The sequence below is a fragment of the Dehalococcoidia bacterium genome (genome assembly GCA_021295915.1).
Taxonomy (GTDB): Bacteria; Chloroflexota; Dehalococcoidia; order Lucifugimonadales; family UBA1123; genus VXRN01.
Genome location: JAGWBK010000002.1, coordinates 67,882 through 93,247 on the forward strand (window position 1 = coordinate 67,882; position 25,366 = coordinate 93,247).

The window sequence follows — 25,366 nt, forward strand, 5'->3', positions numbered from 1 at the left end:
CAGGGCCTGGTAGACCGACAATTCGTTCGTCCTGAGATTGTCGAAGGACACCCTCAGAGTATGCCCTGTACTTGATGTGAGGTGAGGGTGCGAGCGCCGCTTACGACTTTCCCTATCGAACAGCCCTACCGGGAAGCGCTCCCGTGTGAGTGCCACGATCGACAACCACGGTCCCGTTGACGATGACGTACTCGATGCCGATAGGGAACTGCTTGGGGTCAGTTCGAGTGGCAGGTGCCCTTACTGACCCTGCATCGAACACCGTAATGTCCGCGTTCATGCCGTCCCGGATAACTCCCCTGTCCTGAAGTCCCAACCGCTGCGCGGGGAACGACGTCATCTTTCTGATGGCGTTCGGCAGAGACATCTGCCGCTCCTCACGGACGTACTCGGCAAGAATCACTGGGAAGCAGCCGTACGTGCGAGGACTTGGGAAGTCGCCAAGCAGCACCGCGTCGCTGCCCACCATCGATAGCGGATGAGTGACGAAGGCTGGCAATGTCTTCTGGTTCAGTCCTTCAGCCACGTAGCAGGTCTGCAGGTCCTCCTCGATGAGAAGGTCGCACAGCGCGTCCACGGGGTCCTGTTTCCGCATCTCCGCGATCTCTGCAATCGACCTGCCATCGTACTGGTGATTCTCCGGACGCTTGAAGTACGTCAGCCACATGTCATGCCATGTGGGCGCGCGCGGCACGACCTCACCTCGCAGCCTCTCACGAGCGTCCTCGTCGGCGAGCGCCTGCTTGAGTCGTTCAGGCCCTCCCTCGTGTACCCAGTCCGGGAAGACGATCAGGATGCGCGTGCTGCCAAGGCTGTACGGATAGCTGTCGAACGTCACATCCTGACCCGAAGCAGACGCATCTTCAACCAGTCCCAGGAGCTGCGGCGCTCCGCCCGGAGAAGGCGCCTTCTGGTAGAAGTGGGTGATGTGCACCGGTACGCCACTACGCTCGCCGATCTCGATAGCCTCCTTGAACGGGTCCATGAACATGTCTCCGGACTTATACCTGACATGCGTATGGTAAATGCCTCCGAGCTCTGCGACCTGCTTGGATAGCTCTACAAGCTCGTCAGTGGACGCATACCCGCCCGGTGGGTAGTCCAGACCGGTCGACATGCCGATTGCGCCTTCCTCCATCGACTCCCGGATCATCGCCTTCATGTTCGCGATGTCGCCCTCTGTGGCCGGAGTCGACTCCCATCCAATGGCGTCGATACGCACCGGCGAGTTGCCCAGTATGTACGCAATGTTCACTGCCGACTTCCTGTCGAACATGTTGAGGTACTGCTCGACTGTCGACCACGAACCGGGCAGGGGAGGGTTGCCGTCCAAACCCGAGTTGATCTCTACGAAACGTCTGAAGTCATCCTGCGACTTAAATGGCGCGTACGAGTTGCCATCGACGCCGATCAGCTCGGTCGTGATTCCCTGTTTGACCTTCGGCTCATGCTCGGGCTCCGATAGCAGAACCAGACCGGAGTGTGCGTGCATGTCTATAAACCCGGGGCAAACAGTCAGCCCCGTTGCGTCGATGGTGCGGGCCGCATCCACATCCTGGACGGACCCTCGAAACACCTTGATGGTGTCGCCTTCGACTCCAACTGAGCCGTAGTAGCCAGGATTGCCGGTGCCGTCGATTATCAGTCCGTCGCGAATCAGGATGTCTAACATTTGTCTACCTCGGTCTCTCGTTTCGGTGGCGATTGTACACCGTCAGGGTGTCGTGCGGTGGTAGGTTTAATTCAGGGGTTGATATAATCGGTTCGTTATGGCCCCGGCGAGGACTCGCCGAAATCTGCGGCCAGTGTCAAGGACGTATCCAATGTTAGACCTTAGAGGTCAAGTGACCGACTTACTTTCCCGCATTTCCGAACTAATGGTGCGTCTTTGACCTCGACAGCAAACGAAGAGAGATAGAAGAGCTCGAAAAGCAGGCGTCAGACCCCTCATTTTGGGAGGATAATCAGCAGGCACAGACCGCCATGCGCCGACTGTCCGGCTTTAAGAACGAGGTCGAGTCCTGGACCGGCCTGAAGGCTAGAGCGCAGGATCTCGATGAGTTGATTGACCTTGCGCTCCTCGAAGACGAGGACTCTCTGACCGCCACAATGAACCAGGAACTCGTCGATCTGTTGACTGAATTGGACGACCTTGAGTTCCTGCTTATGCTCTCTGGGGAGTACGACGACCACAATGCGATCCTGGCGCTGCACGCGGGTGCGGGAGGAGTCGACTCACAGGACTGGGCGCAGATGCTCATGAGGATGTACCTCAGGTGGGCTGAGCGCAGTGGATTCAAGACTGAAGTGCTGGACGTATCGACGGGGGACGAGGCGGGCATAAAGAGTGCCGTGGTGCAGGTGAATGGCCTTAACGCGTACGGTTTCCTCAAGGCCGAGAAGGGTGTTCACAGGCTGGTTCGAATCTCCCCGTACGATGGCAACCATGCAAGACACACTTCGTTCGCGCTCGCTGAGGTGATGCCTGATGTCGAAGACGACTCAGACGTTACAATTAACCCCGATGATCTCAGGATAGACACTTTCAGGGCCGGCGGTCACGGGGGGCAGAGCGTCCAGAAGAACTCGACTGCCGTAAGGATCACGCACATCCCAACTGGAATCAGGGTCAACTGTCAGAACGAACGCTCCCAGCACCAGAACAGGGAGATTGCCATGCGGATCCTGATGGCCCGGCTCGTTGAACTCGAAATGAAGAAGCGTGCCGAGCAACTGGCGCGTATCAAGGGCGAGCATATTTCCCCGGAGTGGGGCAATCAGATCAGGAGCTACGTCCTCCATCCATACCAGATGGTCAAAGACCACAGGACCGATCACTCGGTCTCAGACGCCGCCGCTGTGCTCGACGGTGATCTGGATGACTTCATCACATCGTATCTAAAGACAACAGTAGGAAAAGAAGCCGCACCAATAACCAGGTAGCTGTAGGAACCTCATGAGAATACTTGCCACTCTGCTTGTCGCCCTTAGCTTAGCTTTTGCCCTCGCCTGCGGAGGCGAGGAAACCGAAACCGCAACACCCGAACCACAGGCTCAGTCCGAGCAGCCCACCCCCGAGCCAACTGAGGCCCCGGGCAGTGAGGCCGCTCCAACAGCAGCTCCGGCCGCCGCCGTAGAGACCACCGGTGATGAACCTCCTGGTGGTATCTTCCGTCGGCTCTGGTCAGATCCTCCCACTCTGGACCCGCATCTCACTTCGGACACGACATCCGCGGGTCTCGTCGTTGAGATATTTAGCGGCCTCGTGGCTCTCAATACAGACCTGCAGCTCGTGCCAGACGTCGCAGAGAGTTGGGAGATCAATGACGATGGAACTGTCTACACGTTCCACATTCGCGAGAACGCGAAGTTCCATGATGGCACTCGCGTGACTGCCGATGACTTCAAGTGGTCCATGCAGAGGGCTGCCCACCCTGATACCGCCTCGCCTGTCGCAGATACCTACCTGAACGACATAGTGGGCGTAGAAGCTGTCCTGGAAGGTGAGTCCGAAGATATAACCGGAATTACCGTCATTGACGACTCCACGCTCCAGATTGAGATCGATGCCCCCAAGGCATACTTCCTGGCCAAGCTGACGTATCCGACCGCCTACGTGCTCGATAGGGATAACGTCGAGTCCGGTGGCAGGACATGGACTGACACTCCCAACGGGACCGGTCCGTTCAAGCTCAAGGAGTACCGGATAGGCGAACGCATAATCCTGGAGCGCAACGAGCACTTCTACCGTGAGCACGCCAACGTAGACTCCATCGCCATGAACCTGGCTGGCGGCCAGTCTATGGCCATGTATGAGAACGACGAGATCGACATTACCGGTGTCGGGCTGTTCGACCTTGACAGGGTTCTTGACCCATCTGAGCCGCTTCACTCCCAGCTGGTTGTGGCTCCCCCCGACTTCAGCATCTCATACGTCGGCTTCAACGCGAGCATGGCTCCATTCGACGATCCGAAATTCAGGCAGGCTCTCAACCACGCGGTGGACAAGCAGCTGATCGCTAACGAGGTGCTATCCTCGCTCGTGGAGCCCGCATACGGGATTCTTCCGCCCGGTTTCCCAGGTTTCAACCCTGACCTGACCGGTCTCGAATACAACCCTGACCTTGCGAGGCAGCTACTGGAAGAGTCCGCATACGCTGACCCTACTACCAGGCCCAGAATTGTAGTGACCGTGCCTGGCACCGGTGGAACGATCGGCCTGGACCTCGAAGTAGTGATTGAAATGTGGAAGCAGGAGCTTGGTGTCGAGGTCGAGATCCAGCAGGTCGAGTGGGCGACTTACCTCCAGGACCTGGACCAGCACAAGTTCCAGGCCTACGCTGGCCTGGGATGGCAGGCGGACTACCCCGACCCTCAGGACTTCCTGGACATACTGTTCCACACTGAGAGTTCGCTGAACCACGGAAAGTACTCCAATCCCGAGGCTGACACCATTCTGGAGGAAGCCAGGACCGAGACCGACGTCGAACGCAGGGTAGAGTTGTATCGGCAAGCCGAGGACATTATCGTCCAGGATGGCGCCTGGCTCCCACTGTGGTACTCTGGTGAGCGTTACGTTCTCATCAAGGACTACGTCAAAGACTACAAGGTGACGCCAATGATCGTCCCTAAGCTCAAGAACATTCGCCTGACCGACTGATTCCCAACTGCATGGACCGAAGCGAGGACAGGGCGCTCTGACGGGCGGCCCAACATCAAATGTGGCTGTACATCACAAGAAGGCTGTTGTGGCTGCCCGTGCTGCTCTTCGCAGCGTCGCTCGTCACGTTTTCGCTTGGCCGATTCGGCCCCGGTGATCCCGTCCAGGTCATACTGGGCAACAGGTACGACCCGGACTCTGTAGTTACCAAGAGCCTGCGAAGGGAGCTTGGTCTCGACCAGCCGTTCGCAGTCCAGTATGGCAGCTACATGTGGGGGTTCGTCAGGGGCGACTTCGGAGAGAGCTACCGTTTTAGAGGACGACCCGTAAGGGAACTGCTGACGTCCAAGATGTGGGTGTCGTTCCAGGTTAATCTGGCGGCACTTATCGTCAGCCTCTCGATTGGACTGCCACTGGGCTTTTTCATTGCCCACAAGCAGGGCAGTTGGATAGACCCGTCAACTGTTGCTAATGCGTTGATCCTAATGTCCATTCCAATCATGGTCAGCATACCCGCCTTCCTTTGGTTTGCCTGTTTGAAAACGGACTTGCTTCCCTGCTCAGGATGGGGAGGTTTCTGGGATCCTAGGATCATCACACCAGCCGTCACAATGGGGATACCAGGCGTTGCAGGACTACTAAGGCTCATGCGAGCCAGTACTCTCGACGTTATGGGGCAGGACTTCATCCGGACCGCATACGCAAAGGGCCTGACCTCGTTCGCGGTCGACTATCGCCACATCCTGAAAAATGCCATGATCCCCATTATCACCATTCTTTCATTCACCCTCGCAGGAATGCTCAGCACAGGTTTCATTACTGAGCGAATTCTGGGAATTCCCGGTGTGGGAAGCTTGGCCATAGATTCCATTTTTAACCGGGACTATCCAGTCATCATGGCCATAACGCTCATCGGCTCCACTGCCTTCGTGCTCGCTAATCTCCTAGCGGACATTGCTTACTCCTTTGTCGATCCCAGGATCAGGTACAGTTGAGCCAGCAACCCACCCGAACCGTCATCGCAGACCTAGACACTGCTGCCCAGGACCAGGGTGGTAAGGGGCATCTGCGACGTGCTTGGGAGCGGCTGATCAGGAAGAAGCTGGCCATGTTCAGCGTGGTCGTGCTCATAGTTCTGTACTCAGTTGGAATTTTTGCACCTCTGATAGCGCCCTACGAGTACACAGCCCAGGACTACACTGCTATACGCAAGCCCCCAAGCGCAGAACACTGGGCGGGAACGGATCTCAAAGGCCGCGACCTTTTGACTCGCGTCATGTGGGGAATCCAGAACACGGTCATCATCACCGTCATATCTATGGCTACTGGCGGCCTCGTAATTGGTGTAACGCTCGGCTTGGTATCAGGCTATTTTGGAAGTTGGGTGGATGCACTAATCATGCGCGTCGGCGAAGTGTTCGCCTCATTCCCCGACATTCTGCTTGTGATCATTCTTGCGGCTACGCTCGGCCCCAGACTGCGTGACTTCTTTAGAAACCTGGAAGACACTACTTTTCTGGACGGGTTGGTTAAGGCAGGGGTCGTCGACTATCTTGTGATTTCGATCGCCCTTGTATCATTCAGCTGGTTCGGTATGGCCCGGATCGTGCGTGGACAGGTGCTGGCCCTGAAACAGACGCAGTTCGTAGACGCTGCCCGCTCTGTTGGGGCGAGCACTCCCCGGATTCTCTTCACACACCTGCTGCCCAATGCCATCAGTCCCATCGTTGTTCTGGTTTCAATGGGTATGGGCTCCATGGTCGGTACAGAGATCATCCTCAGCTGGCTTGGACTGGGGATCCAGCCTCCGAGGCCCAGTCTCGGTGTCATGCTTCTCGAAGCAGGCAGCCTTAGCGCCCTGCGAGAGGTCCCCTGGATGCTGCTTACCCCTGGACTTGTGGCATGGACGCTGGTGCTGTCATGGAACCTGCTCGGGGACGCGCTGAACGACGTCCTCAACCCCCGCACGCGCTAAGATCTTAATTCAAACTGAGTCTGGGAGAGTTAGATGTCGTTTAACCTTCTCATCTTTGATGAAGGCTCGCCGGAACGTGGTCGCATAGGCGAGTGGCCCGACCTGTTGCGGGAGAGAATTCCCGACATAGAGGTCAACGTCGCGACTTCAGTGGGCGAAGCGATGGAGATGATCGGTGAAGCCGATGTCGCCTTCGGCAACATCGTGCCTGAAGTGTTCGAGCGCCGTGGCAACCTCCGCTGGATTGCCTGCCCACAGGCCGGACCTCGAGCCGGGTACTACCACGATGACCTCATCGACAGCGACGTTGTCGTCACCAATACCAGGGACATCTACAACGACCATATCTCCAATCACATCATGTCGTACGTACTGGCTTTTGCACGGGGTCTTCACGTTTACATCAGGCAGCAGGTCGAATCCGAGTGGATGCCCGGCTACGAAATCGTAAACCTGCCTGACGCCACCGCCGTAGTGGTTGGCGTCGGCGGCATTGGCGGCGAGACGGCCCGGCTGTGCTCGGAATTCGGAATGAACGTGATCGGAGTCGATCCGCGATTAGACGCCCCACCTCAGGGAGTGACCGAGTTGGTTGCTCCGGACGCTCTCGATGAGGTGCTGCCCCGCGCCGATTTTGTGATCGTTACGGTCCCTGAGACGCCTGAAACACAGCGACTTTTCAACCTCGGTCGCTTCGAGAAGATGAAGCCGTCTTGCTACTTCATCAACATCGGACGCGGTGCTACGGTGGTGCTGGACGATCTCGTAGCTGCTCTCGACGCCGGGGAAATCAGAGGTGCCGCTCTGGACGTCTTCGAAATCGAACCGCTTCCTTCGGATCACGCTCTCTGGGCGATGCCAAACGTTATTATCACCCCACACTGCGCTGGTGCAGGTCCCTACCTGGACGACCGCAGAACAGAGCTCTTCATTGAGAACTGCGTCAGGTTCGGCCAGGGTCAAGAGTTGCAGAACGTCGTAGACAAGGCCAACTGGTTCTGATGGCGAGTCTATACCTCGTCGACGGCACCTACGAGCTCTTCCGGGCCCACTTCGGTGCGCCCCCCCGGACTTCCCCCGACGGAACGTCTATCGGGGCGGTCACCGGGCTCCTTCAGACCCTGCTTCTTCTCCTTCGCGAGCAGCAACCCGAGTACATCGCGTGTGCATTCGACCACGTGGTCGAGTCGTTCCGTAACGATCTCTTCGAAGGCTACAAGACAGGGGAGGGAACTCCGGAAGATCTTGCAGCGCAGTTTGAACTAGCGGAAACGATCTCACGGTCCCTGGGAATCGTCACTTGGCCAATGGTCGAGTTCGAGGCTGACGACGCCATAGCAACGGCAACCACTCGCTGGAAGCACGAGCCCGAGATCGATAAGGTGGTCATCTGCTCCGTCGACAAGGACCTCATGAACCTTGTCGAAGGCGACCGTGTTGTCGTCTGGGACCGCAGGCGAGACATCACATACACAGAGGCCGACGTTATCGAGAGGTTCGGGGTTCCTCCGGCCTCGATCCCGGATTACCTCGCCTTGGTTGGCGACTCTGCCGATGGAATACCCGGGGTCCCTCGATGGGGTGCGAAGGGTACGGCAACTGTACTGGCCGAATTCGGCCACATTGATTCGATCCCAGAGTCACACGAGGACTGGGCGGTAGCAGTACGAGGAGCCCGATCGCTGGCCACGAATCTCGCTGAATGCCGCAATGAGGCTGAACTGTACCGTACCCTGGCCACGTTACGGACGGACGTACCGCTTACCCATGAACTCGAGGATCTTCGCTGGCACGGAGTTCCCCAGGACGAGTACCTCGCACTCTGCGTTTCTCTTGGTCTGGAGCGGTTAAGAGACACGCCAGAAAGGTGGCAACAGGAGTGAAGAGAGGGAGTACCCCCGGCGGGACTCGAACCCACGCACCTGGCTCCGGAGGCCAGCGCTCTATCCACTGAGCTACGGGGGCGTAACTGGTTCCACAATATAGCAATTGCGCCTCTTCACGACAAGCAGAATTGACTTGGAGAGTCCTGTTCAGCGAACATAGTCGGGGCTTGGTCAACCATAGCTCGATAGTGCTCTTGGATGGCCTGAATAAGGGTCGTTAAGAGGGTGCTGTAGCCCTTGACATACAGGTACTGGGTGAATATGATTATGCCGCATTTGTGCACCGTCGGCTCTACCGGCGGGAGACTTGTATGTCTGTAAGACCAAAGTCTCAAGAATCGGTCCGACGGATGGACAATAAGCCCAAGAAATCATCTCGAGAGGGGGTCAGATGAGAAGGCACTTCCCCGTAAAGGGCATTGCAATTGCCCTGCTTTCTTCAGTTCTTGTATTGGCATTAATAGCATGTGCGGGACCTCAGGGTGAGCCGGGACAGCCCGGATTGCCAGGTAACCCGGGTAACCCCGGAGCCGCAGGTTCTCAAGGCGCTCAGGGAGAGCCCGGTCTTCCCGGTCTTCCGGGACATCCGGGTAACCCTGGTCCTGCCGGCCCTCCAGGCCCTCAGGGCCCCGCAGGTGCCGCAGGTGCTCCCGCTGTTTCTCCTGAAGCTTCTGTAGAACTCAGCAAGTCCGCTATCGCCACTGCTGGCGATTCAGTAACCGTACGCGGCTCCGGGTTCCTTCCCGGCGAGCCAGTAGTCCTGCAGCTCAGAGTCGACGAGAACCTGTCGATCATTGCTGGAGGCGCTCGCGGTGCTCAGGTTCAGGCCAACGAGGCCGGAGCTTTCAGCATTACCTTTGACGAGATCGGCGGCGCTTCGGCAAGCCAGGCTCGCGCAATTGGTAACCGCACCTTCTTCGCCCAGGGCTCAGACGGCAGCAGAGCCAGCACGCCCGTAACGGTCGTCGGTGCCCCAGAGCCAATGACTTCGGTTGACACCAGCCTGCTCGCTAGCGCGACTGCAGTTGGAGAGGCCGTCATGATTTGGGGCGCAGGCTTCATGGCCGATGAGGTCGTTTCCCTGATCGCGGTTGGAGCTGCTGAAGGCGGAGGCAACCGGATATTTGGTGGAGTCACTGCTAATGGCTCCGGTGCATTCGCGGTAGACGTGGCCAACCCGCTCGGCGAGGGTGTATACACTCTCAAGGCGACTGGCAACATGGGCTCCACTGCGACAGCTCCTCTGGTCATAGTAGCCGAGAAGTAGAAACACCCGCTTAGACTAAGTAATACTTAGGCGATAAAGCGCCGCCTCCCCTAGAGGAGGCGGCGCTTGTCGTTTTGGCGCAGGAGAGAGAGGAGGCCGTCGGTTGAGAAACGGTACTCGCTTTGCTGCATGCCTGTTTACAGGGTTGCTGTTGCTCGCTTCTCTACTGACGTCGCTAGCTTGCCGGGGAGAACAGGCGGAACTAACTGTTACTCAGGCGAGGAGTGCTGGCCCGCCGGGGCCGCCTGGTCCGGTTTCGGTGGTGTCGCGGGATCGAGCCTCGCGGCAGGAGGCCATGATAGACGTCAACAAATCGGCACTCACGACTTCCGGGGATAGCCTGAGGGTAACGGGCTCTGGATTTATGCCGGGAGAGCCAGTCGTCTTGTTGCTGAGGATAGACAAGAACCTGTCGATAGTACTTCTTGATTCGCGCGGTGAGCAGCAGTTAGTAGCAGACCAGAGGGGTGGTTTCTCGGTCACGTATAACGTGACTGACGTACCTCCGTCTGTGAGGACGCGGGCCGTCGGAAACCGTACCCTTGTCGCGATGGGTTCGGATGGCAGTAGAGCAACATTTCGGGTTCAGGTAGTTAATGGCCCGCCAGATGGCCGCGACGGCGGAAGAGAGGGTGATTCGAGCACCTACCTGGAAGCTAGCATAGGGAGACTTTAGGCCTACTCTGCCCGTGCCGACTCGCTGTCTGGAACATGCACCAGCGTGACCCTCAGCATCGTCGGTCTTCTGCCCATCGTGCCGATCACTTCGATGCTTAGCCCGGCGTGCTCTACCTTGTCACCGGCCACAGGTATCTTTCCAAGCCTGTCGAACACCAGCCCGCCTATCGTGTCGAACCCGTCGTTTACGACGTTAACTCCGAGGGTCTCGTTGAGTTCGTCAATGGTCATTCCGGCGTCGACAGCGAACTCGGCGTCTCCGACCCGCTGGATATCCGGCTCCTCAGCATCGAACTCATCCTGGATCTCCCCGACGATCTCCTCGAGAATGTCCTCGATCGTGACGATCCCCGATACGCCTCCGTACTCGTCAATCACGACAGCGAGATGCCTCCGCTGCTCCCGGAACACTTCCAACAACCCTTCAAGTGTCTTGGACTCTGGAATGAACATGGGTTGCCTGCCGACCTGCTGTGCTGACGTCATCGAGGCATCCTTACCAGCGGCCAGCTGCTGCAGGACGTCTCTCGCGTGTGCGACACCGACAATGTGGTCCAGATCACCCTTGTAGATCGGGATACGGCTGTGGCCGGCAGTCCTCATCTTGTCTACGAGCAATTCAAGAGATTCTTCAGACTCAACCGCCACTATATCCACTCTCGGGACCATGATCTCACGGGCCACCGTCCTGTCGAGTTGCACAACTCCGCGTATCATCCTCACTTCGTGCTCGTCCAGCACTTCCTCTGTCGGGTCTACTGTAAGTGTAAAGTCGAGAGCGGGGTCCGAAGGGCTGGAAACTTCAGCCGACGGGTTTCTGACGATCAATTCCTCTATCAGCAGGATTGGGCGAAGAGGGAATGACAGCAGCCAGGCAAACCTGGGCATGAATGTGCACAGTTGGGCAGAGTAACGCATGCCGAGAGATCGTGCCGCGTATGTTGCCCCCGCCAGCACTACGAGCACCAGGATTCCCCCAATTGAGGTCAGGTCCCATCTAACACCCCACGAGGCCCATACAACAGCCGTCATGGAGACCATCGTTGCTGCCAGGGCAATCAGGTTGAGAAGACGCAGGCCCGCGGTGGGTCCGCCGGGGAGGTTACTCAGGAGCCGGAACTGCTCAGATAGACCTGCTTCCTCGTTCAGGACGCTGGAGGCTACTGCCTGGATACGTCCTGCGATGGAAGTGGCACCAAGCTCGCTGAAGGCGAATGCCAAGATCGAGACCACCAGCGCAAGGGCTGGTATCGTACTGTCGCTCTCCAAATCAGTTCTCCAGGGTAGGACGGTCGCTTGAACGCGTCGTTCCGACCTCTGTCTCGTCGGTTCGCTTCTTCCTTATGCGAGCCGGCGCCCCGATTGCGCCAGAGTCTGGAGGCACGCTCTTGTTCACGACCGAACCGGCAGATGTGTACGACCTGTCGCCGATCGTGACAGGAGCAACCATCATGGTATCGCTCCCGATGAAGACGTCATCCCCAATCACTGTACTGTGTTTGTCTCGTCCGTCGAAGTTGCAGGTGACTGCGCCAGCTCCGATGTTTACGTTTGATCCGACTTGGGCGTCGCCAATGTAGCTGAAGTGACCTGACTTGGTGCCCCGTCCCAGTCGGCTGTTCTTCACCTCTGCGAAGTTGCCGATGTGCACATCTGATTCGATGTACGTGCCTGGTCTTATATGACTAAATGGACCGACGTCCACATTCGACTCCAATGTCGCTTCCTCTATAACTGAAGCGATCACCTTCACGCGGTCTCCGATGGTCGAGTGTTCGAGGATGGAATTCGGCCCGATCTCGCACTCGGCTCCGACCAGCGTCGCTCCACGGATGTGAGTGTTGGGTCTGACTATGGTGTCGGCGCCGATCTCGACGTCCCAGTCGATATACACCGACTGCGGGTCCTGCATGGAGACACCGTTGCGCATCCACTTCTCTCTGATGCGTTCTCTCACGATCGACTCTGCGGCTGACAACTCAACACGATCGTTTACTCCTCTTGCCTCTTTCGCATCACTCAGGCCGAGGGTTGTCACTCCGTACCTGGAGCTAGCAGCCAGGCCGATAAGGTCCGTCACGTAGACTTCACCTGAAGTAGAGACCTGTACATGCGGCAGGCTGTCCCACAACCAGGCTGAACGAAAGCAATAGACACCCGCATTGATCTCTCTGATCTTAAGCGTATCTTCATCTGCCTCGGAGTGCTCCGCGATGGACGTGACCTGTCCCTCCGAATCACGCACCACTCTTCCGAGACCGGCCGGTTCATCCACTGTTGCAGTCAGCATCGTAACCACAGCCTCGGACCGGATATGGGCCGTTCCCAGATCGTCCAGTGTGCCGCCCTGAATCAGCGGTACGTCAGCGTTGATGACAAGCACGTTGTCGTGTTCACCCACTGCCTCCCTGGCACGGAGCAGCGCGTCACCTGTACCCAGTGGCTCACTCTGGAACGCGTACTTGAAGGACTCCCCAAGAGTTTCGACTATCGGTGAACCGGCATGTGGGACGACCACGACGATCGGATCATAGCCGGCTGCCCGTACAGTCTCGGAAACGATGGCTACCATCGGCTTGCCGCACACTTCATGCAGGGCCTTGGGAGTACGGGAGTTCATCCGACTGCCCTCTCCCGCTGCGAGGATTACGGCTGCGAAGGAAGTCATTGCGAGGACACAAAAAAACGCCTAACTGAGGGGCAGGTTGTGCCCGAGTCAGGCGCGGATCTGCTGATAGATCTATCAGATAAGTCGTCCACTTTGGCGAATGCTAGCAAAGGCCCTTCAGAGTGTCAATCATCTGGACATACCTCGTACTGCCGTTCTATCCTTACCCCATACCCTATGTTCGCTCGAATTCGAGCGATTACTCAGTTTCCTTTGGAGGAACGCACGAATGGCAAGCTTCAAAGTTGCAATACAAAAGCCCACAAATGTGACCTTCGCCCTCGGCGGCGGTGACTACGACTACGAGATGGAATACCTCTCGACCATAGACGCAGAGATAGTCGAGTTCGAGGCCGCCAGTGAGGGCGAGATCATCGAGCAGGTACGCGACTGCGACGCCCTGATCGCCCGTGGCGACCGCATCACAGAGTCGATCATCAATAGTCTCGACAACTGCAAGATCATCGCGCTTGGTAGCGTGGGCGCCGACACTGTCGATGTCCCTGCCGCTACCGCGCGAAACATACCCGTCACCAATGTCCCTGATACCTTCATCGAAGAGGTCGCCGACCACACCATGATGCTCCTCCTGGCGACGTTCAGGCGACTGAACCTGATGGACGAGATGGTCCGCACCGGACGCTACGGCGAGGGGCGACCCTATCTCAACCAGTTCCCGCGACTGTACGGTCAGACATTGGGATTTGTCTCTTTTGGCCACGTCGCGAGAGCGACTGCCCTCCGTGCAGCCCCGTTCGGGCTACGCATGATGGCGTTCGACCCATATATCGAAGAGCTGACCATTACCAGCTACGGTGTCGAGCCCGTCAGCTTGAACGAGCTTCTAGAGCGCTCCGACATCGTCTCCATGCACGCGCCATCGACTTCTGAAGTCCACCACATGCTCACCGAAGAACATTTCCGGCGCATGAAGCCGACCGCCCTCTTCATCAACAACGGCCGCGGTCCGACGGTAGACGAGGCTGCGCTGATCAGGGCACTGGACGAAGGCTGGATAGCCGGAGCCGGTCTGGACGTCACCGAGATCGAGCCTCCTCATCCCGACAACCCGCTGCTGAAGATGGACAACGTCATCCTGACACCTCACGTCGCGTCTGCATCCGCCAGGATGTCTCCAGAAGCACGCCGAAGGGTAGGGCAGGAGATCTCGCTCGTCTTGAGTGGACGCTGGCCCAGGACGTGCGTGAACCCGTCCGTGTTGGTCAAGACCGACCTGATCCGCTGGCAGCCATACTCGATGGAGCGGGGACCCGGGTCCAACTGATATTACGAATCTGCCGGTGCGGCCTCTGGAACATGTCTTGGAGGCCGCGCCAGTAGCACCATCAGCATGGTAAGCGCCCCCAAGGCGGCGAACGCAACGAAGGCGATTTGGTAGCTGCCAGTCAGGTCGAATACTGCACCGGCAGCAACGGCCCCAACCGCTTGGCCGCCGCTGGTTAGTGGCTCCGCGACGCCTCTTATCGCTCCCAGCGAGCGACGTCCGAAGTAGTCAGCATAAGCCACCGGCGGCACCGCAAGCATCCCGCCGAGCCCAAACCCAAAGAATGCAGAATACGCCAGCGCCTGTGTCGTCGAGCTTGCAGTCATGAAGAGCAATGCCCCGATCGCCATAACTGCGGCGACCATGGAAAGGACGTGACGCGCAGGAACGCGCTCGACGATCCAGCCCCATGCAAGGCTTCCTAGTCCTAGGAACGCAGCATTTAGACCCACTCCGACGCCCGCGAACACCGGACTCAGTCCCCCGTCACGCAGGAAGGCTGCGAGGTGGGTGTTGATTCCGGCCTGCATCAGGAACAGCATGCCCGTCCCCGTGGCTAGTATCCAGAGCGCCGGGGTCCTCATGGCCGCCTTCAGTGTCCATCCCGGTTCCTCGTCCGTGGGACTGCCTGAGACCTGCTCTTCTTCCTCAACCTCGTCGCCGTCCGGTTTCAGCCCGACGTCTTCGGGCTTTTCTGCAATCAGGAACGTTGCCGGCAATAGAGCGACCGCCCACACGATAAGTCCGAGAACGATCCAGGCATCCTGCCAGCCGCGCTTATCTATCACGATCGACGCGACAAGCGGGAACATGATCATTCCGATCGAGTGGGAGAGAAACAGGATACCACTTGCCCTCCCACGCATTCTGACGAACCACCGCGTGGCGACAACCGACGCCCCAATCTGCACAGGGCTCGAGAATATGACGCGCCCCACGCCATAGGCCAGGTAGAACGCAATCGGTACAGTCGCCCACGCGAGCGAGATAGTCGACAGTCCTAGTATGAACACGCTCACGGCAAGCACAAGTCGTGCACCGTACCGGTCGATCAGCCAGCCGACTATGGGGGATGCTCCTGAAGCCGCCAGTCCGCCAAAGCTGGCCGCCCCGGCAATTAGCGTGCGGCTCCAGCCGAGGTCTTCTGCGAGGGGAAACATGAACACCGCAATAGTGAGGCTCGCCGCGGCATTCCTGACGATCTGAGTGCTGCTGGCCGACCCCAACACGACCCATCCATAGAAGAACGGAGTTCTATGTGCGAGTCGGGGGGCTAGGTTCAATTAAGGTCCGCAATCACTCAGAGGTCTTTGTCGAAAACACCAGCGGATGCTACCACCGGGCCTGAACCACCGTCAATTCTGTACTTGCAGATACTCCGTAGCGCGGGCGTCTCGCCCGCCCTGAGCGTGTCGAAGGGTATTGACCATTGAGTCACCCACAGCTCTTTCTCTGGCAGCCCGCCACCTGCCCGTTAGAGTTATGCCTTCTAGTAGCCCCGGGCCTCGTCAGTTCCAGTGGGTTGCACGCCTGCGTGGAGGTAGCCGGAGTCAGGGTTGACCATGACGCCTCGAGGTCTCGAGAAACCCCACTCCGTAAAGCGCTCTGGCACGACCTCCACGTTGTGACCCATTTCCGCGAGCATCTCGACGGTCTTCGGGTCGATCCTGTGGTCGACAAAGGTCTCCCGCTCGGCGGCATCGACACTCGGTGCCGTTATCGCCTCCTGCATACTCATCCCGAAGTCGATCACGTTTGAGATTACGTGCGCGATGCGGCACATGATCCTGCGTCCTCCAGGCGCTCCTACGCTGAAGAATGGACTGCCGTCCCTGAGTGCCAGCACGGGTGTCATGTTGTTCAGGCCGCGCTTGTATCCGGCAATCGAGTTCGCCGCTCCGGGCATGGGGTTGAATACGATCACGCCGTTGGTGAGCAGGACCCCCGTACCGGGCACGACCACACCTGAGCCGAACCCTCCGACCGCAGTCTGTGTGCAGGCTACCATGTTCCTGTCTCTGTCGATGACGCTGAAATGTGTAGTGCAGTCGCCCTCGCTCGGTGGCGAGGCCATTACAGCCTGTTCAGGCTTTGGTTGCGGATCGTAGCGCCACGGATCATGTAGGGGACCATCGAGATTGGACACCCACGGTTGCAGCTCGCGCTCATCTTCCAGCTTGGCAACTTCGCGGTCGATGGTAAGGGCGATCTCACTCCCGTACTTCCTCGACAGAATCCCGTTGAGTGGCACTGGTCCGAAATCGGGGTCTCCGACGAAGCTGTAGCGGTCGGCGAACGCGTGCCTGGCCGCTTCTGTAAACAGGTGCAGGTGCTCTGGGGAGCCGTGTGTGAGGACACTCAGATCGAAGCTCTCCAGGATGCGTAGCGTTTGCAGACTCGTGATCGTACCAGCCGGCGCCGGAGAACCGAGCAACTCGTACCCTCTATATGTGACTCCTACAGGTTCCAGCACCTGCGCCTTGTACTCGGCGAGGTCCTTAGCGCTGAGTACTCCGCCGTTCCTCCTCATCTCCTCGTCGATCGCTGCCGCGATCTCGCCCCTGTGCAGAGCGTCCTTGCCCTCCCTGCCAATTCGTTCCAGGGTGTCGGCAAGGTCCCGCTGCACAATTCGTTCGCCGGGAGGAGGCGGAAATCCGTCACTCAGAAAGATGCTTGCGGCCTCCCCAAACCGGACCAGGTTAGGCATAGCCCTGGCGATCATCAGGCAGGCGGTAGGGTCGACCTCGAACCCCTCCCTTGCGTAGTGGATCGCAGGCTCAAGCACTTGCTCCAGTGACAGGACCCCAAACATCTCGTGGGCTCGGCACATACCAGCCGTGACCCCAGGCACGCCTACTGATTGATGCCCTACGGCGTTCGCGCCGTCCTCGACATCGTATATCCCGTTGCCCACCACGGTTTGGCCGGTCACACGGAACATGGCGGCGGTTGCAGCTTTCGGCGCGCGGTGGCCGTAGTCGATGGCGACGGAGCGGCCCTCTGCGGACATATGGACGATCATCTGGCCATGCCCGGCGATCGAGGAGTTCCACGGCTCGATCACGTTGAGGCAGAAGCCGGTCGCGACAGCAGCATCCACGGCGTTCCCGCCGCTTTTCAGGATGTCGACACCGACTTGGGCGGCGATAGGGTGAGCGGTGGCGACGGCGCCGTGTTCGACGACCACCTCGTCCTTGTCAGGCCGCCATATGCTGCGTGTATTCATCGACCCAGACCCCCCCTGGCACAATGTGAGTGCCATCGCTTCCATTGCCAACGACTACTATCCGTGTATTCCCAGCCACAGTAGGCTCCTTACCCTCAGCGCCGTCGCAGTGTCAGCAGGCAGGGCATCACGCGAGGCTATAGCGCCGGTTCAGGGGTACCTCGCTCATCGGGCTCGAAGTAACAACGCTTCCATCAACACTTATCTGCCTGCTATCGAGGTCCACCTCTATCTTGGGGTTGAGGCTGTTTCTTAACATGCGCCTCTTGGTTACTGTCCGCATGTTCTTTACGGGCAGGAGCCTTCGTCGAGTGCCCAATCGGCGCTGCAGGGGCGACTCAAGTGAGGCCTGAGACACAAAGAAGGCGCTTATTCTGGAAGCGGAGTCTCCCATGGCTCCGAATGACGGTCCATACGTAACTGGCTCAGACTGCCTGATAGAGGCGTTACCCTCACCAGTGGGAGACCATGCCACCTGGCCTCCCTTGATGACCATGTCTGGCTTGACACCGAAGAATGCGGGACTCCAGAGCACCACGTCTGCCATCTTGCCCGGCTCCAGCGACCCCACGTAGGACGAGATACCATGGGTAATGGCTGGGTTCAGCGTGTACTTGGCGATATAGCGCAGGATGCGTTCGTTGTCGTGCTCCGGGTGAGTTGCACCTCGCTCAGCCTTCATCTTGTGGGCCAGTTGCCAGGTGCGTGTGATTACCTCGCCAATTCGTCCCATTCCCTGTGAGTCCGAATTGATGATTGGTACTGCCCCTATATCATGGAGCACATCCTCTGCGGCCATGGTTTCCCGCCGCAGTCTTTCGTCGAGAGCGGCTGCCTCAGGTGCGGCATCCACGTTGACACTGTGCACCTGCGCCGTCATGTGAAAGTGCTCTTCGTAAGTGCTGACGGTGTATGGAATCGTAGGAGTGGTGGAGGAGGTGATGATGTTGTTGACCCCTGCGAGCCTGATGAGGTCGGGCGCGTGCCCACCGCCTGCGCCTTCGACGTGATAGGCATGTACGGCGCGTCCGCCAATCGCTTCGATGGTGTCGGACACCTCCATGGACTCATGAAGACCGTCGGTGTGGAGAGCGACCGACACGTCGTACTCGTCAGCCACACGCAGGCATGCGTCGATGACGTAGGGATAAGCGCCCTCGTCCTCATGTATTTTGAAGCCCGCTGCCCCAGCCTCGATGCTCTCCACCATTGGGGACGGGTGGCTCGCGCTACCCCTTGCCTGCAGCGCAAGGTTGACCGGAATGTTCTCGAACGACTGGAGCCAGCCTTCTATCGTGGAGCGCCCTGTGGTGTTCAGACCTGCGCCCACGAACGTTGTCAGGCCCGCACTTAAGGCTGCGTCAATGAGCTTGGGATTGTTCCCGAGGTGCACGTGGCTGTCCACGCCGCCGGGAGTAGCGATGAGTCCGTCCCCACGATACACGACGGTGTTTGGACCGATGATAAGGTCGACATCGTCCATGATTTCGGGATTGCCCGCTCTTCCTACCCCGACGATGGTACCGTCTTTTATTCCGATGCTTCCCTTGAATGTCCCCATCACAGGATCGATGACGATTGCGTTCGAGATGATGTTGTCCAGTTCGCTGTCTTTCGCTGGGCGATGCGAGTACATCATTCCTGTCCTGAGGTTCTTGCCCCATCCCCCCAGGACCTCGTCGCCGTAGTTGGTGTAGTCTCGCTCTATCAGCGCGAACAGGTCCGTATCTCCCAGACGTACGCGGTCTCCTTTGGTGGGTCCATACATGGACCCGTATCTCTGTCTATCGACTTCGAACGGCACGTCTATTCACCTGTGTCGAGAAAGCCCTGAACGCGGGCCTTGGCCAGCGCCTCGCCGGCTTGAGTATCCGACAGGTGTCCGTTCACGAAACCCTGGTACCCGTACACCTGCCTTCTTCCCGCGATGTCTATGAGGCGGACTTCCACACTTTGCCCTGGCTCCCACCGCACGCCACTGCCTGACGGGACGTCGAGACGCCTGCCATACGCCGCGCGCCTGTCGAACCTCAGACGCTTGTTCACTTCAAAAAAGTGGTAGTGCGCGGTCACATAGACTGGATAACGCGATGTATTCTCCACAGATAGGACGACGTGATCCCGACCCTGGTTGCAGAGAATGTCCTCATCGGCGTAGATAACCTCACCTGGAATCATGACAACATCCTCCTCATTCAGCGGATGGGGTTCCGTACGAACATGAGCTTGGTACCCTCTGGAAAGCTCACCTCCACCCTTATGGGGTCCACCATCTCTGGCACACCTTCCATCACGTCCTCGCGGCCGAGTACCTGTGTGGCGCGCTCCAGTGTTTCCACGTAGCTGTTGCCGTCCCTCGCGTACTCCATGATCTCATCACAGATCAGAGCTGTCGCCTCCGGATGGTTCAGCTTAAGTCCTCTGGCTCTCCTACGTCGGGCAAGCTCTGCCGCGCTGAAGATAGTCAATCTGTCCATCTCTCGTGGTGTAAGTCTCATGGCGTCCTCCTCGAATTCGTCGAAGTCCGCTGTCGTGTCCCTACCCATACTATCAGCATCCGGGAAGGGAACCCCTGGTACTTCGCCGAAGAGAAGGAACAGCCCGTCAGTGAATGCAGAGCGGTACGAGCAAGGGCAGGGGACAGTACCCGGGGACGGCGAGGGTGAAAGGGAACCTTGGCAGAAATGAGCTCTAGTCACGTTGAGTCTGGTACCCCTGACTTGACGAAATCAAGAACCGAGGCAGACTCCGATGTCACCCCGTCGCTCGGCATGGGGACCGTATACGTCACCGTAGCCTTGTCTCTGACCACCTCAATGTCCTCAACGAAGTTGCGGATGAGCGCCTTGCGCTCAGGAATGGACCCATCCTTAAGGAAGTCCCGGAAGTCTGCCACGTATTCCCTGATCACGTCTGTTGTGAGAAGCCTCACCCTACGTTGCTCAAGCTGCGCCTTGGCGTCGTCTCTCGCAGACTCCAACTGCTCCTCACGATGCCTCAGAGAGAAGATGCGGGGCGATAGGACCTCCAGCCAGGGTCAGATCGCTCGTTTCAATGGCCTCGTAGAGTTTCTCCAGCCGCTTCCTAACGTCCGCTAGCTCCGCTTCGACGACCTCCAGTCTGCCGGACATCTCACCGGCAATGGCGTCGATCTCCTCCGCCACCAGCGACACCAACTCCACGATGGTCTCCTCGTTGAGGATGCGCTCCCTGATCTTCTCGACCACGAACGCCTCCAGCTTCGGGGCGTTCAGGTAGCGGGCGCTGCATGTCCCGGCGCCCTCCCGATGGAGGGTGCCGCATATGTAGTAGGCGAACTTGCCGCTTTTGGCTCCCTGGGCCGAATAGGGCCTGCCGCAGACCCCGCACCTGAGCAGCCCGCTCAGCAGGAACTTGCTCCCCACTCTCGCGGGCCTCTGCACCTTAGGAGCCCGGTCCCGCATTGCCTGCTGAACGTCGTCGAACAGCTCCCTCGAAACCAGCGCGGGCCAGGCTCCCTCAACCCTCACCGGGTCGGCGGCCTTATCTCCCTTCGATGTGCGACCCCAGACGGAGGTTCCCGTGTAGGCTTCGTTCGTCAGCAGGTAGTGAAGACTTCCCTTTTTCCAGCGGTTGCCTTTGTTGGTGATGCCCCAGTCGTTCAGGGCCTTGCATATCTCCTTGAGGCCGTTGCCACGAAGGGAGCTCTCGAAACTCTCCTTTACCACCGGAGCGGTTGCGCTATCAACCTCAAGGGTGGGCCTCTCTTTCGCGCTGTCGCTGACCTTGACTCTCTTGTAGCCGAATGGGGCTCTGGAAGCCATGTAGAAGCCCCGCGATGCGGCCTCCCTCATCCCTCGGACGACATCCTGGGCAAGATTTTCGCTATAGAACTCATCGACGCTCTCGATGATGGCCTCCATGAGCTTACCGGTGGGGGAGTCGTCAGCATGCTCGGTGATGGACACTACGCGGATGCCCTTGCGCCGCAGCATGGACTTGAAGGCGACGGCGTGCTCGCGCTTACGGGTGAAGCGACTGAACTTCCATACGAGAATCACCTCGAATGGAGCCTTCGGATTGCTACCCTCCTCGATCATATTTCGGAACTGCGGCCTGTCGGCGACGCGTCCGCTCTCGGCCTCGTCCACGTACTCGCGGGCTACAGAGTAGCCGTTGGTCCTGGCTAGTCCTTGAGTGCCCTGAGTTGGGCAGGCACGGACAGGTCCACGTCCTGCCGGTCGCTTGATACTCTGGCGTAGAGCGCCGCCGGCGTGAGCGGCTGTCTGTCCGAATGTCTCATGCCTTTGCCTCCATGTATCCGATGATTGCGTTGTCTACAGTCTTCGTTACAGATGTGTTGTATCCTCTACCAAGGTAAGCCCTAAAGTCTTCACGACTGTTGAGATACTGGGCTAGGTCAACAAACGAAGGAAATATGACCTTAAAGTAATCTCCTTCCAGCCTTTGCCCCTTGTTTCTCCTATGGATTGCCCTATCGTAGAAAGAGAACTTGCCACTGTATTCGTTGTCAATCGGCGGAGCAAGCTCAGGAAGCAGGTGATGGATAGCCTTAGATCCGGATACAAGTCTAGCCGCTTCACCTGTAATTCTCAGTTCGTCAATGGCATCCCATAATCTGCCAGTGATGGCATCGATGTCCCAACACGCATCTGCAATGTTCAGATCGCTCAAAGGATCGAGTCTGTGAGCTGCTTTCCTGACCTCTTTCTTGAAAGTATCATCGAAGGGAATGATCAGCCAACTGCGTTTTCCGAACCACGCTTTCAGGATCCAGTGCAAGTCCCTCAGGAACGTTTCGTCAGCAGCAGCCTCGCTAGGCTTCGACAACCGTTGCCTTCGCGCGATGAGATCTCTGTGGAGATCCATATTCCATTGGCAGTGACGGGACTGAAGGTTACAGTAGGCATTCAGCGGAGTAATCGGATCGTCCTTCAATTCGCTTATTCAGTCTCTTGCCCTTTTTTTCAATTGCATCTCGCTTGACCTCATCAGTCCATTCGCTCTTCCAACAGAAGCAAACTTTCTTTCCGCCGTTACGAACATTCTTCGTTCTCTCCCACGTCAGAGAAGTTAGTGATGGCTATCTCTCCTTCCTATTCCTGCTCTCTCCTAACTGCCCACCAACTCTATGCGGTCTCCGTAGCGCCGAAAGTCCGATGTGTTGAAAGTCAGGAGCCTGCGCTCATCATGCGCGAGCATGGTCGCCACGATGTTGGCATCGTGAATCTGCTTACCTGCAACCGATACCTCACGACACAGCGTGATCAACGACTCTGTAACCACGGGACCATCCTCGAGTATCTCGAAGTTCCTCAGCAGTCTGTTCGCGTCGTCCAGCGCCTCGTCACGCGTGATGGAGACCGACCAGGTCTGCGGCCGTGTGACCACAGACAGGTACTCTCGCACGACCTGTCGGCTGATCCTCAGTGGTTCATCGCCATGTAGAGCGTGCTGTAATCTATCCCTGGCGATGTCGTGACCGGGCGCACCGGGGATGCGTGCGTTCAGGAAGATGTTGGTGTCTATGAACATAGGGGCTAATTCCTGTCCTCGTAGATGTCCTCTCGCCTGAGACTAAGACCCTTCGGCCACACCGCTGCTGGGTAGACGGGCCACACTTCATCGAGGCTGAGGTTGCGTACAGGTCTGGGGTGTGTTCGACGGAACAGGAGGGTCTCTGCGTCCATATCGATCTCCGCCGTTTCCCACCCGGCGACACTCCAGGCAAGAGCGTGACTGTGACCGCTGCTGCCTCTCTGATTTCCCCACCAGGGTCGGTGCAACCTAGCGGACGGAGGCAGTTCGAACCCGATGACCAGCTCTATCTCTCCGAAGGTTGTTCTCCACTCCTGGACCTCGAGAGCGCACAGGTGCCGGTACAGCCTCTTGTACTTACCCCGGTCTGCCATAAGCCGGTACTGCTGGTTTCGGTCTATCGTCATGGTGGACCTCCGCGCCGTGAGTCTTTGCAATGAAACACAGCTATATGTTAGTGAGTTAGTGACTACTCTGCAAGTACCACCACCCCTCCGCTGAAGGGCCAGTCGCCTCCGGGTGCATTGACGAATCACCTGAAGACGCGTACCGGCTCCAGTGCCTCGGGGCTGCGCCATGCCCTGCCCAGCGGTCCCGCTTGCTACAGGGCTTCCTTTGAGGAGACCCACAGGGGCAGCTTGACATTCGTGCGTTCCGTCTCGCTGCGTGTAATGGCGAGGAAGTTCGCCCCGGCCATGGAGTCTTCGAAGGCGATCAGTACCAGGGGCCTGTTGGAGGAGTAGTAGCGCAGGTAGGGTGCGAGGCGAGCGGACATGGTCGAGGGGTTGAGCGCTCTGCGCTCCCACTCCAGGAAGAAGGGCCGGTCACGTCTATTGACGCGCACGATGCCGAAGGCGTCTGGTTGGATGGAGCGCAGACTTCCTCCGTACCAAAAATACCGGGTGGCGTGATGTGGCGGGGACAACTGCGAGACCGCGAAGCCAGGTGTCCGTTTCGTCTGAATTATCAGCGCCGCCAGGAAGTATTGCACCGCCTGTGTGTGTTCAACGGTCCGGGCAAGTGGGCGGCTCCGCCCACCTGGGACGTCCTGCCAGGACGTGGGGGACCTGCCGTCGACGGGTTCGACGCTCCAGCGTCGATGGGCAGCCCCAACAGATACGCGGTCCCTGCGTGCAATGAGGGACTGCCCCCTGTCGCTGAGCGCCAGTCGTCGTTGGCCTTCAAGAAGCATGGCGGAGAGCAGGCCGAGTTCCTTGAGGTGGACGGTCGACCTGGAGACCCTCGAAGGCGACAGTCCAAGGATGGCGCCCATGTCTGCGGCGGTGATCAGGGGCCAGTTGGAGAGGCAGTCCAACACCCGCTTCTCGGTGGGCTTGAGCATGACAGGGAGCAGGTGGTCCGTGACACCGTCGTCAACCCTGCGGAGTTCGGTGTCGCCGGGCAGCCGCAGTCTCGCAGTTGGGGGTTCCCACGGCAGCCTGCCGCCAGGCCGTAGGTGCGCGAGTATCTCGCGAATGGACAGAGGATTGGGAACAGAGGCTGCTTGCCATACCCGGTCGTTCGCCAATATGCCGGACACGTTATTCTCCAGTGGCAGGTAGACCGGGCCGGGATAGCGGGCCAGGAGCCGCTGGGTCTGCCGCAGCCTCGTCTCGTCGGGCATGAGGGCCAGCATTGCGCGGGGTCGGGACTGCTCCGGATTCATGAGACGGCGAACCCGGTCGGAGATGGACGTCCGGTCTGCGGTGGGACCCTGACGGAACACGCCGGCAGTCCTGCCGTCGGGGAGTGTCATGGCGGCGTCCAGCGGTGCGGCCCGGTACCACCGAAATCGGGGAGGTCCAACCGCATCCGCAACCGTTGATGTCAGGCGGTAGACTGCGGCAACGGCGTCCAACCGAGCCAGCAGGAGACGCCGCCAGTGTGCCGAGACCGGCTGCGTCCGCAGGAGGCGTTCTATGCCTGTCCCGTTCTCAAAGGCCAGGGAACGCAGCCCGTCAACGGTTACGTACCAGCGTCTGGAGGTGGCCGTCAGCGTAGAGGCGTGACGGATGTGGCCCGCCAGTCCCTTCTGATCAACGTCAACTATTCTTGCCGGTTCCTGTTGCCTCACCGGGAGATGTTACCGAACATTCAGCCACTCCTAGTTGACGCCCACGGGTCTGATGTTGCCCAGTCGTTCCTCATCTATCTCACTCTGTTCAGTCGAAGCATACACGAGC

At 58.5% G+C, this 25,366-nt stretch carries 23 protein-coding genes and 1 tRNA gene; 9 read left to right on the top strand and 15 right to left on the bottom strand.

The window, feature by feature from the left end; all coding sequences use genetic code 11:
* Positions 1-112: 112 nt before the first annotated feature.
* A complete protein-coding gene (locus tag J4G14_01590) occupies positions 113-1,672 on the bottom strand; it encodes a D-aminoacylase (protein ID MCE2456495.1) in 1,560 nt (519 codons plus the stop codon).
* Positions 1,673-1,823: 151 nt separating this feature from the next.
* Between J4G14_01590 and prfB the strand changes: the two genes are divergently transcribed.
* From prfB to J4G14_01620, 6 genes are all read left to right on the top strand, one after another.
* Positions 1,824-2,943, top strand: a protein-coding gene (gene prfB / locus J4G14_01595; protein ID MCE2456496.1) for a peptide chain release factor 2 whose coding sequence is annotated in 2 segments (ribosomal slippage) — positions 1,824-1,889 and positions 1,891-2,943 — 1,119 coding nt in all. Because the reading frame shifts where the segments join, the coding sequence is not laid out codon by codon here.
* 13 nt (positions 2,944-2,956) lie between these two features.
* Entirely contained in the window at positions 2,957-4,660 is a 1,704-nt protein-coding gene (locus tag J4G14_01600; GenBank protein ID MCE2456497.1) for a peptide ABC transporter substrate-binding protein, read from the top strand.
* Between the two features lie 59 nt (positions 4,661-4,719).
* Entirely contained in the window at positions 4,720-5,655 is a 936-nt protein-coding gene (locus J4G14_01605; protein MCE2456498.1) for an ABC transporter permease, read from the top strand.
* Complete coding sequence (locus tag J4G14_01610) at positions 5,652-6,635, top strand: ABC transporter permease (protein ID MCE2456499.1); 984 nt, start codon at positions 5,652-5,654, stop codon at positions 6,633-6,635. The genes J4G14_01605 and J4G14_01610 overlap by 4 nt, the downstream gene beginning before the upstream one ends.
* 33 nt (positions 6,636-6,668) lie before the next feature.
* Entirely contained in the window at positions 6,669-7,637 is a 969-nt protein-coding gene (locus J4G14_01615; GenBank protein MCE2456500.1) for a D-2-hydroxyacid dehydrogenase, read from the top strand.
* Positions 7,637-8,518 (top strand): flap endonuclease, encoded by an 882-nt coding sequence (locus J4G14_01620; protein MCE2456501.1) that lies wholly within the window; start codon positions 7,637-7,639, stop codon positions 8,516-8,518. Before J4G14_01615 ends, J4G14_01620 begins: the two co-directional genes overlap by 1 nt.
* Positions 8,519-8,528: 10 nt before the next feature.
* Here J4G14_01620 and J4G14_01625 read toward each other — a convergent pair.
* A tRNA-Arg gene (locus J4G14_01625) sits at positions 8,529-8,600 on the bottom strand.
* A 312-nt stretch (positions 8,601-8,912) separates the two neighbouring features.
* Between J4G14_01625 and J4G14_01630 the strand changes: the two genes are divergently transcribed.
* On the top strand, positions 8,913-9,788 hold the full coding sequence (locus tag J4G14_01630; GenBank protein MCE2456502.1) for a hypothetical protein: 876 nt from the start codon (positions 8,913-8,915) through the stop codon (positions 9,786-9,788).
* A 295-nt stretch (positions 9,789-10,083) separates the two neighbouring features.
* Positions 10,084-10,464, top strand: coding sequence for a hypothetical protein (locus J4G14_01635; protein ID MCE2456503.1), 381 nt, complete (start codon positions 10,084-10,086; stop codon positions 10,462-10,464).
* Positions 10,465-10,466: 2 nt separating this feature from the next.
* Here J4G14_01635 and J4G14_01640 read toward each other — a convergent pair whose 3' ends face one another.
* A complete protein-coding gene (locus J4G14_01640) occupies positions 10,467-11,735 on the bottom strand; it encodes an HlyC/CorC family transporter (protein MCE2456504.1) in 1,269 nt (422 codons plus the stop codon).
* Between the two features lies 1 nt (position 11,736).
* Positions 11,737-13,134 carry a bifunctional UDP-N-acetylglucosamine diphosphorylase/glucosamine-1-phosphate N-acetyltransferase GlmU gene (gene glmU / locus J4G14_01645; GenBank protein MCE2456505.1) on the bottom strand — a complete coding sequence of 466 codons (1,398 nt, stop codon included), beginning with the start codon at positions 13,132-13,134 and terminating at the stop codon, positions 11,737-11,739.
* 229 nt (positions 13,135-13,363) lie between these two features.
* Here glmU and J4G14_01650 point away from each other — a divergent pair, with 229 nt between their 5' ends.
* Entirely contained in the window at positions 13,364-14,419 is a 1,056-nt protein-coding gene (locus J4G14_01650) for a C-terminal binding protein (GenBank protein ID MCE2456506.1), read from the top strand.
* Positions 14,420-14,421: 2 nt separating this feature from the next.
* Here J4G14_01650 and J4G14_01655 read toward each other — a convergent pair whose 3' ends face one another.
* The 11 genes from J4G14_01655 to J4G14_01705 all read right to left on the bottom strand — a co-directional run bounded on the left by J4G14_01655 (position 14,422) and on the right by J4G14_01705 (position 25,257).
* Entirely contained in the window at positions 14,422-15,702 is a 1,281-nt protein-coding gene (locus tag J4G14_01655; protein MCE2456507.1) for an MFS transporter, read from the bottom strand.
* A gap of 206 nt (positions 15,703-15,908) precedes the next feature.
* Positions 15,909-17,645, bottom strand: coding sequence for a gamma-glutamyltransferase (ggt, locus tag J4G14_01660; GenBank protein MCE2456508.1), 1,737 nt, complete (start codon positions 17,643-17,645; stop codon positions 15,909-15,911).
* A gap of 127 nt (positions 17,646-17,772) precedes the next feature.
* Complete coding sequence (locus J4G14_01665; GenBank protein MCE2456509.1) at positions 17,773-19,449, bottom strand: urease subunit alpha; 1,677 nt, start codon at positions 19,447-19,449, stop codon at positions 17,773-17,775.
* Positions 19,450-19,451: 2 nt separating this feature from the next.
* Positions 19,452-19,823, bottom strand: coding sequence for an urease subunit beta (gene ureB / locus J4G14_01670; protein ID MCE2456510.1), 372 nt, complete (start codon positions 19,821-19,823; stop codon positions 19,452-19,454).
* Between the two features lie 17 nt (positions 19,824-19,840).
* Positions 19,841-20,143 (bottom strand): urease subunit gamma, encoded by a 303-nt coding sequence (locus tag J4G14_01675; GenBank protein ID MCE2456511.1) that lies wholly within the window; start codon positions 20,141-20,143, stop codon positions 19,841-19,843.
* Positions 20,144-20,340: 197 nt separating this feature from the next.
* A complete protein-coding gene (locus J4G14_01680; GenBank protein ID MCE2456512.1) occupies positions 20,341-20,625 on the bottom strand; it encodes a hypothetical protein in 285 nt (94 codons plus the stop codon).
* A 7-nt stretch (positions 20,626-20,632) separates the two neighbouring features.
* On the bottom strand, positions 20,633-21,775 hold the full coding sequence (locus tag J4G14_01685; GenBank protein ID MCE2456513.1) for a recombinase family protein: 1,143 nt from the start codon (positions 21,773-21,775) through the stop codon (positions 20,633-20,635).
* Between the two features lie 148 nt (positions 21,776-21,923).
* Positions 21,924-22,475 carry a hypothetical protein gene (locus J4G14_01690; protein ID MCE2456514.1) on the bottom strand — a complete coding sequence of 184 codons (552 nt, stop codon included), beginning with the start codon at positions 22,473-22,475 and terminating at the stop codon, positions 21,924-21,926.
* Between the two features lie 282 nt (positions 22,476-22,757).
* Positions 22,758-23,180: a PIN domain-containing protein gene (locus J4G14_01695; GenBank protein MCE2456515.1), complete on the bottom strand. Its 423-nt coding sequence runs from the start codon at positions 23,178-23,180 to the stop codon at positions 22,758-22,760.
* A gap of 5 nt (positions 23,181-23,185) precedes the next feature.
* A complete protein-coding gene (locus J4G14_01700) occupies positions 23,186-23,590 on the bottom strand; it encodes a hypothetical protein (GenBank protein ID MCE2456516.1) in 405 nt (134 codons plus the stop codon).
* Positions 23,591-23,784: 194 nt separating this feature from the next.
* On the bottom strand, positions 23,785-25,257 hold the full coding sequence (locus tag J4G14_01705; GenBank protein ID MCE2456517.1) for a replication-relaxation family protein: 1,473 nt from the start codon (positions 25,255-25,257) through the stop codon (positions 23,785-23,787).
* Positions 25,258-25,366 lie beyond the last annotated feature (109 nt).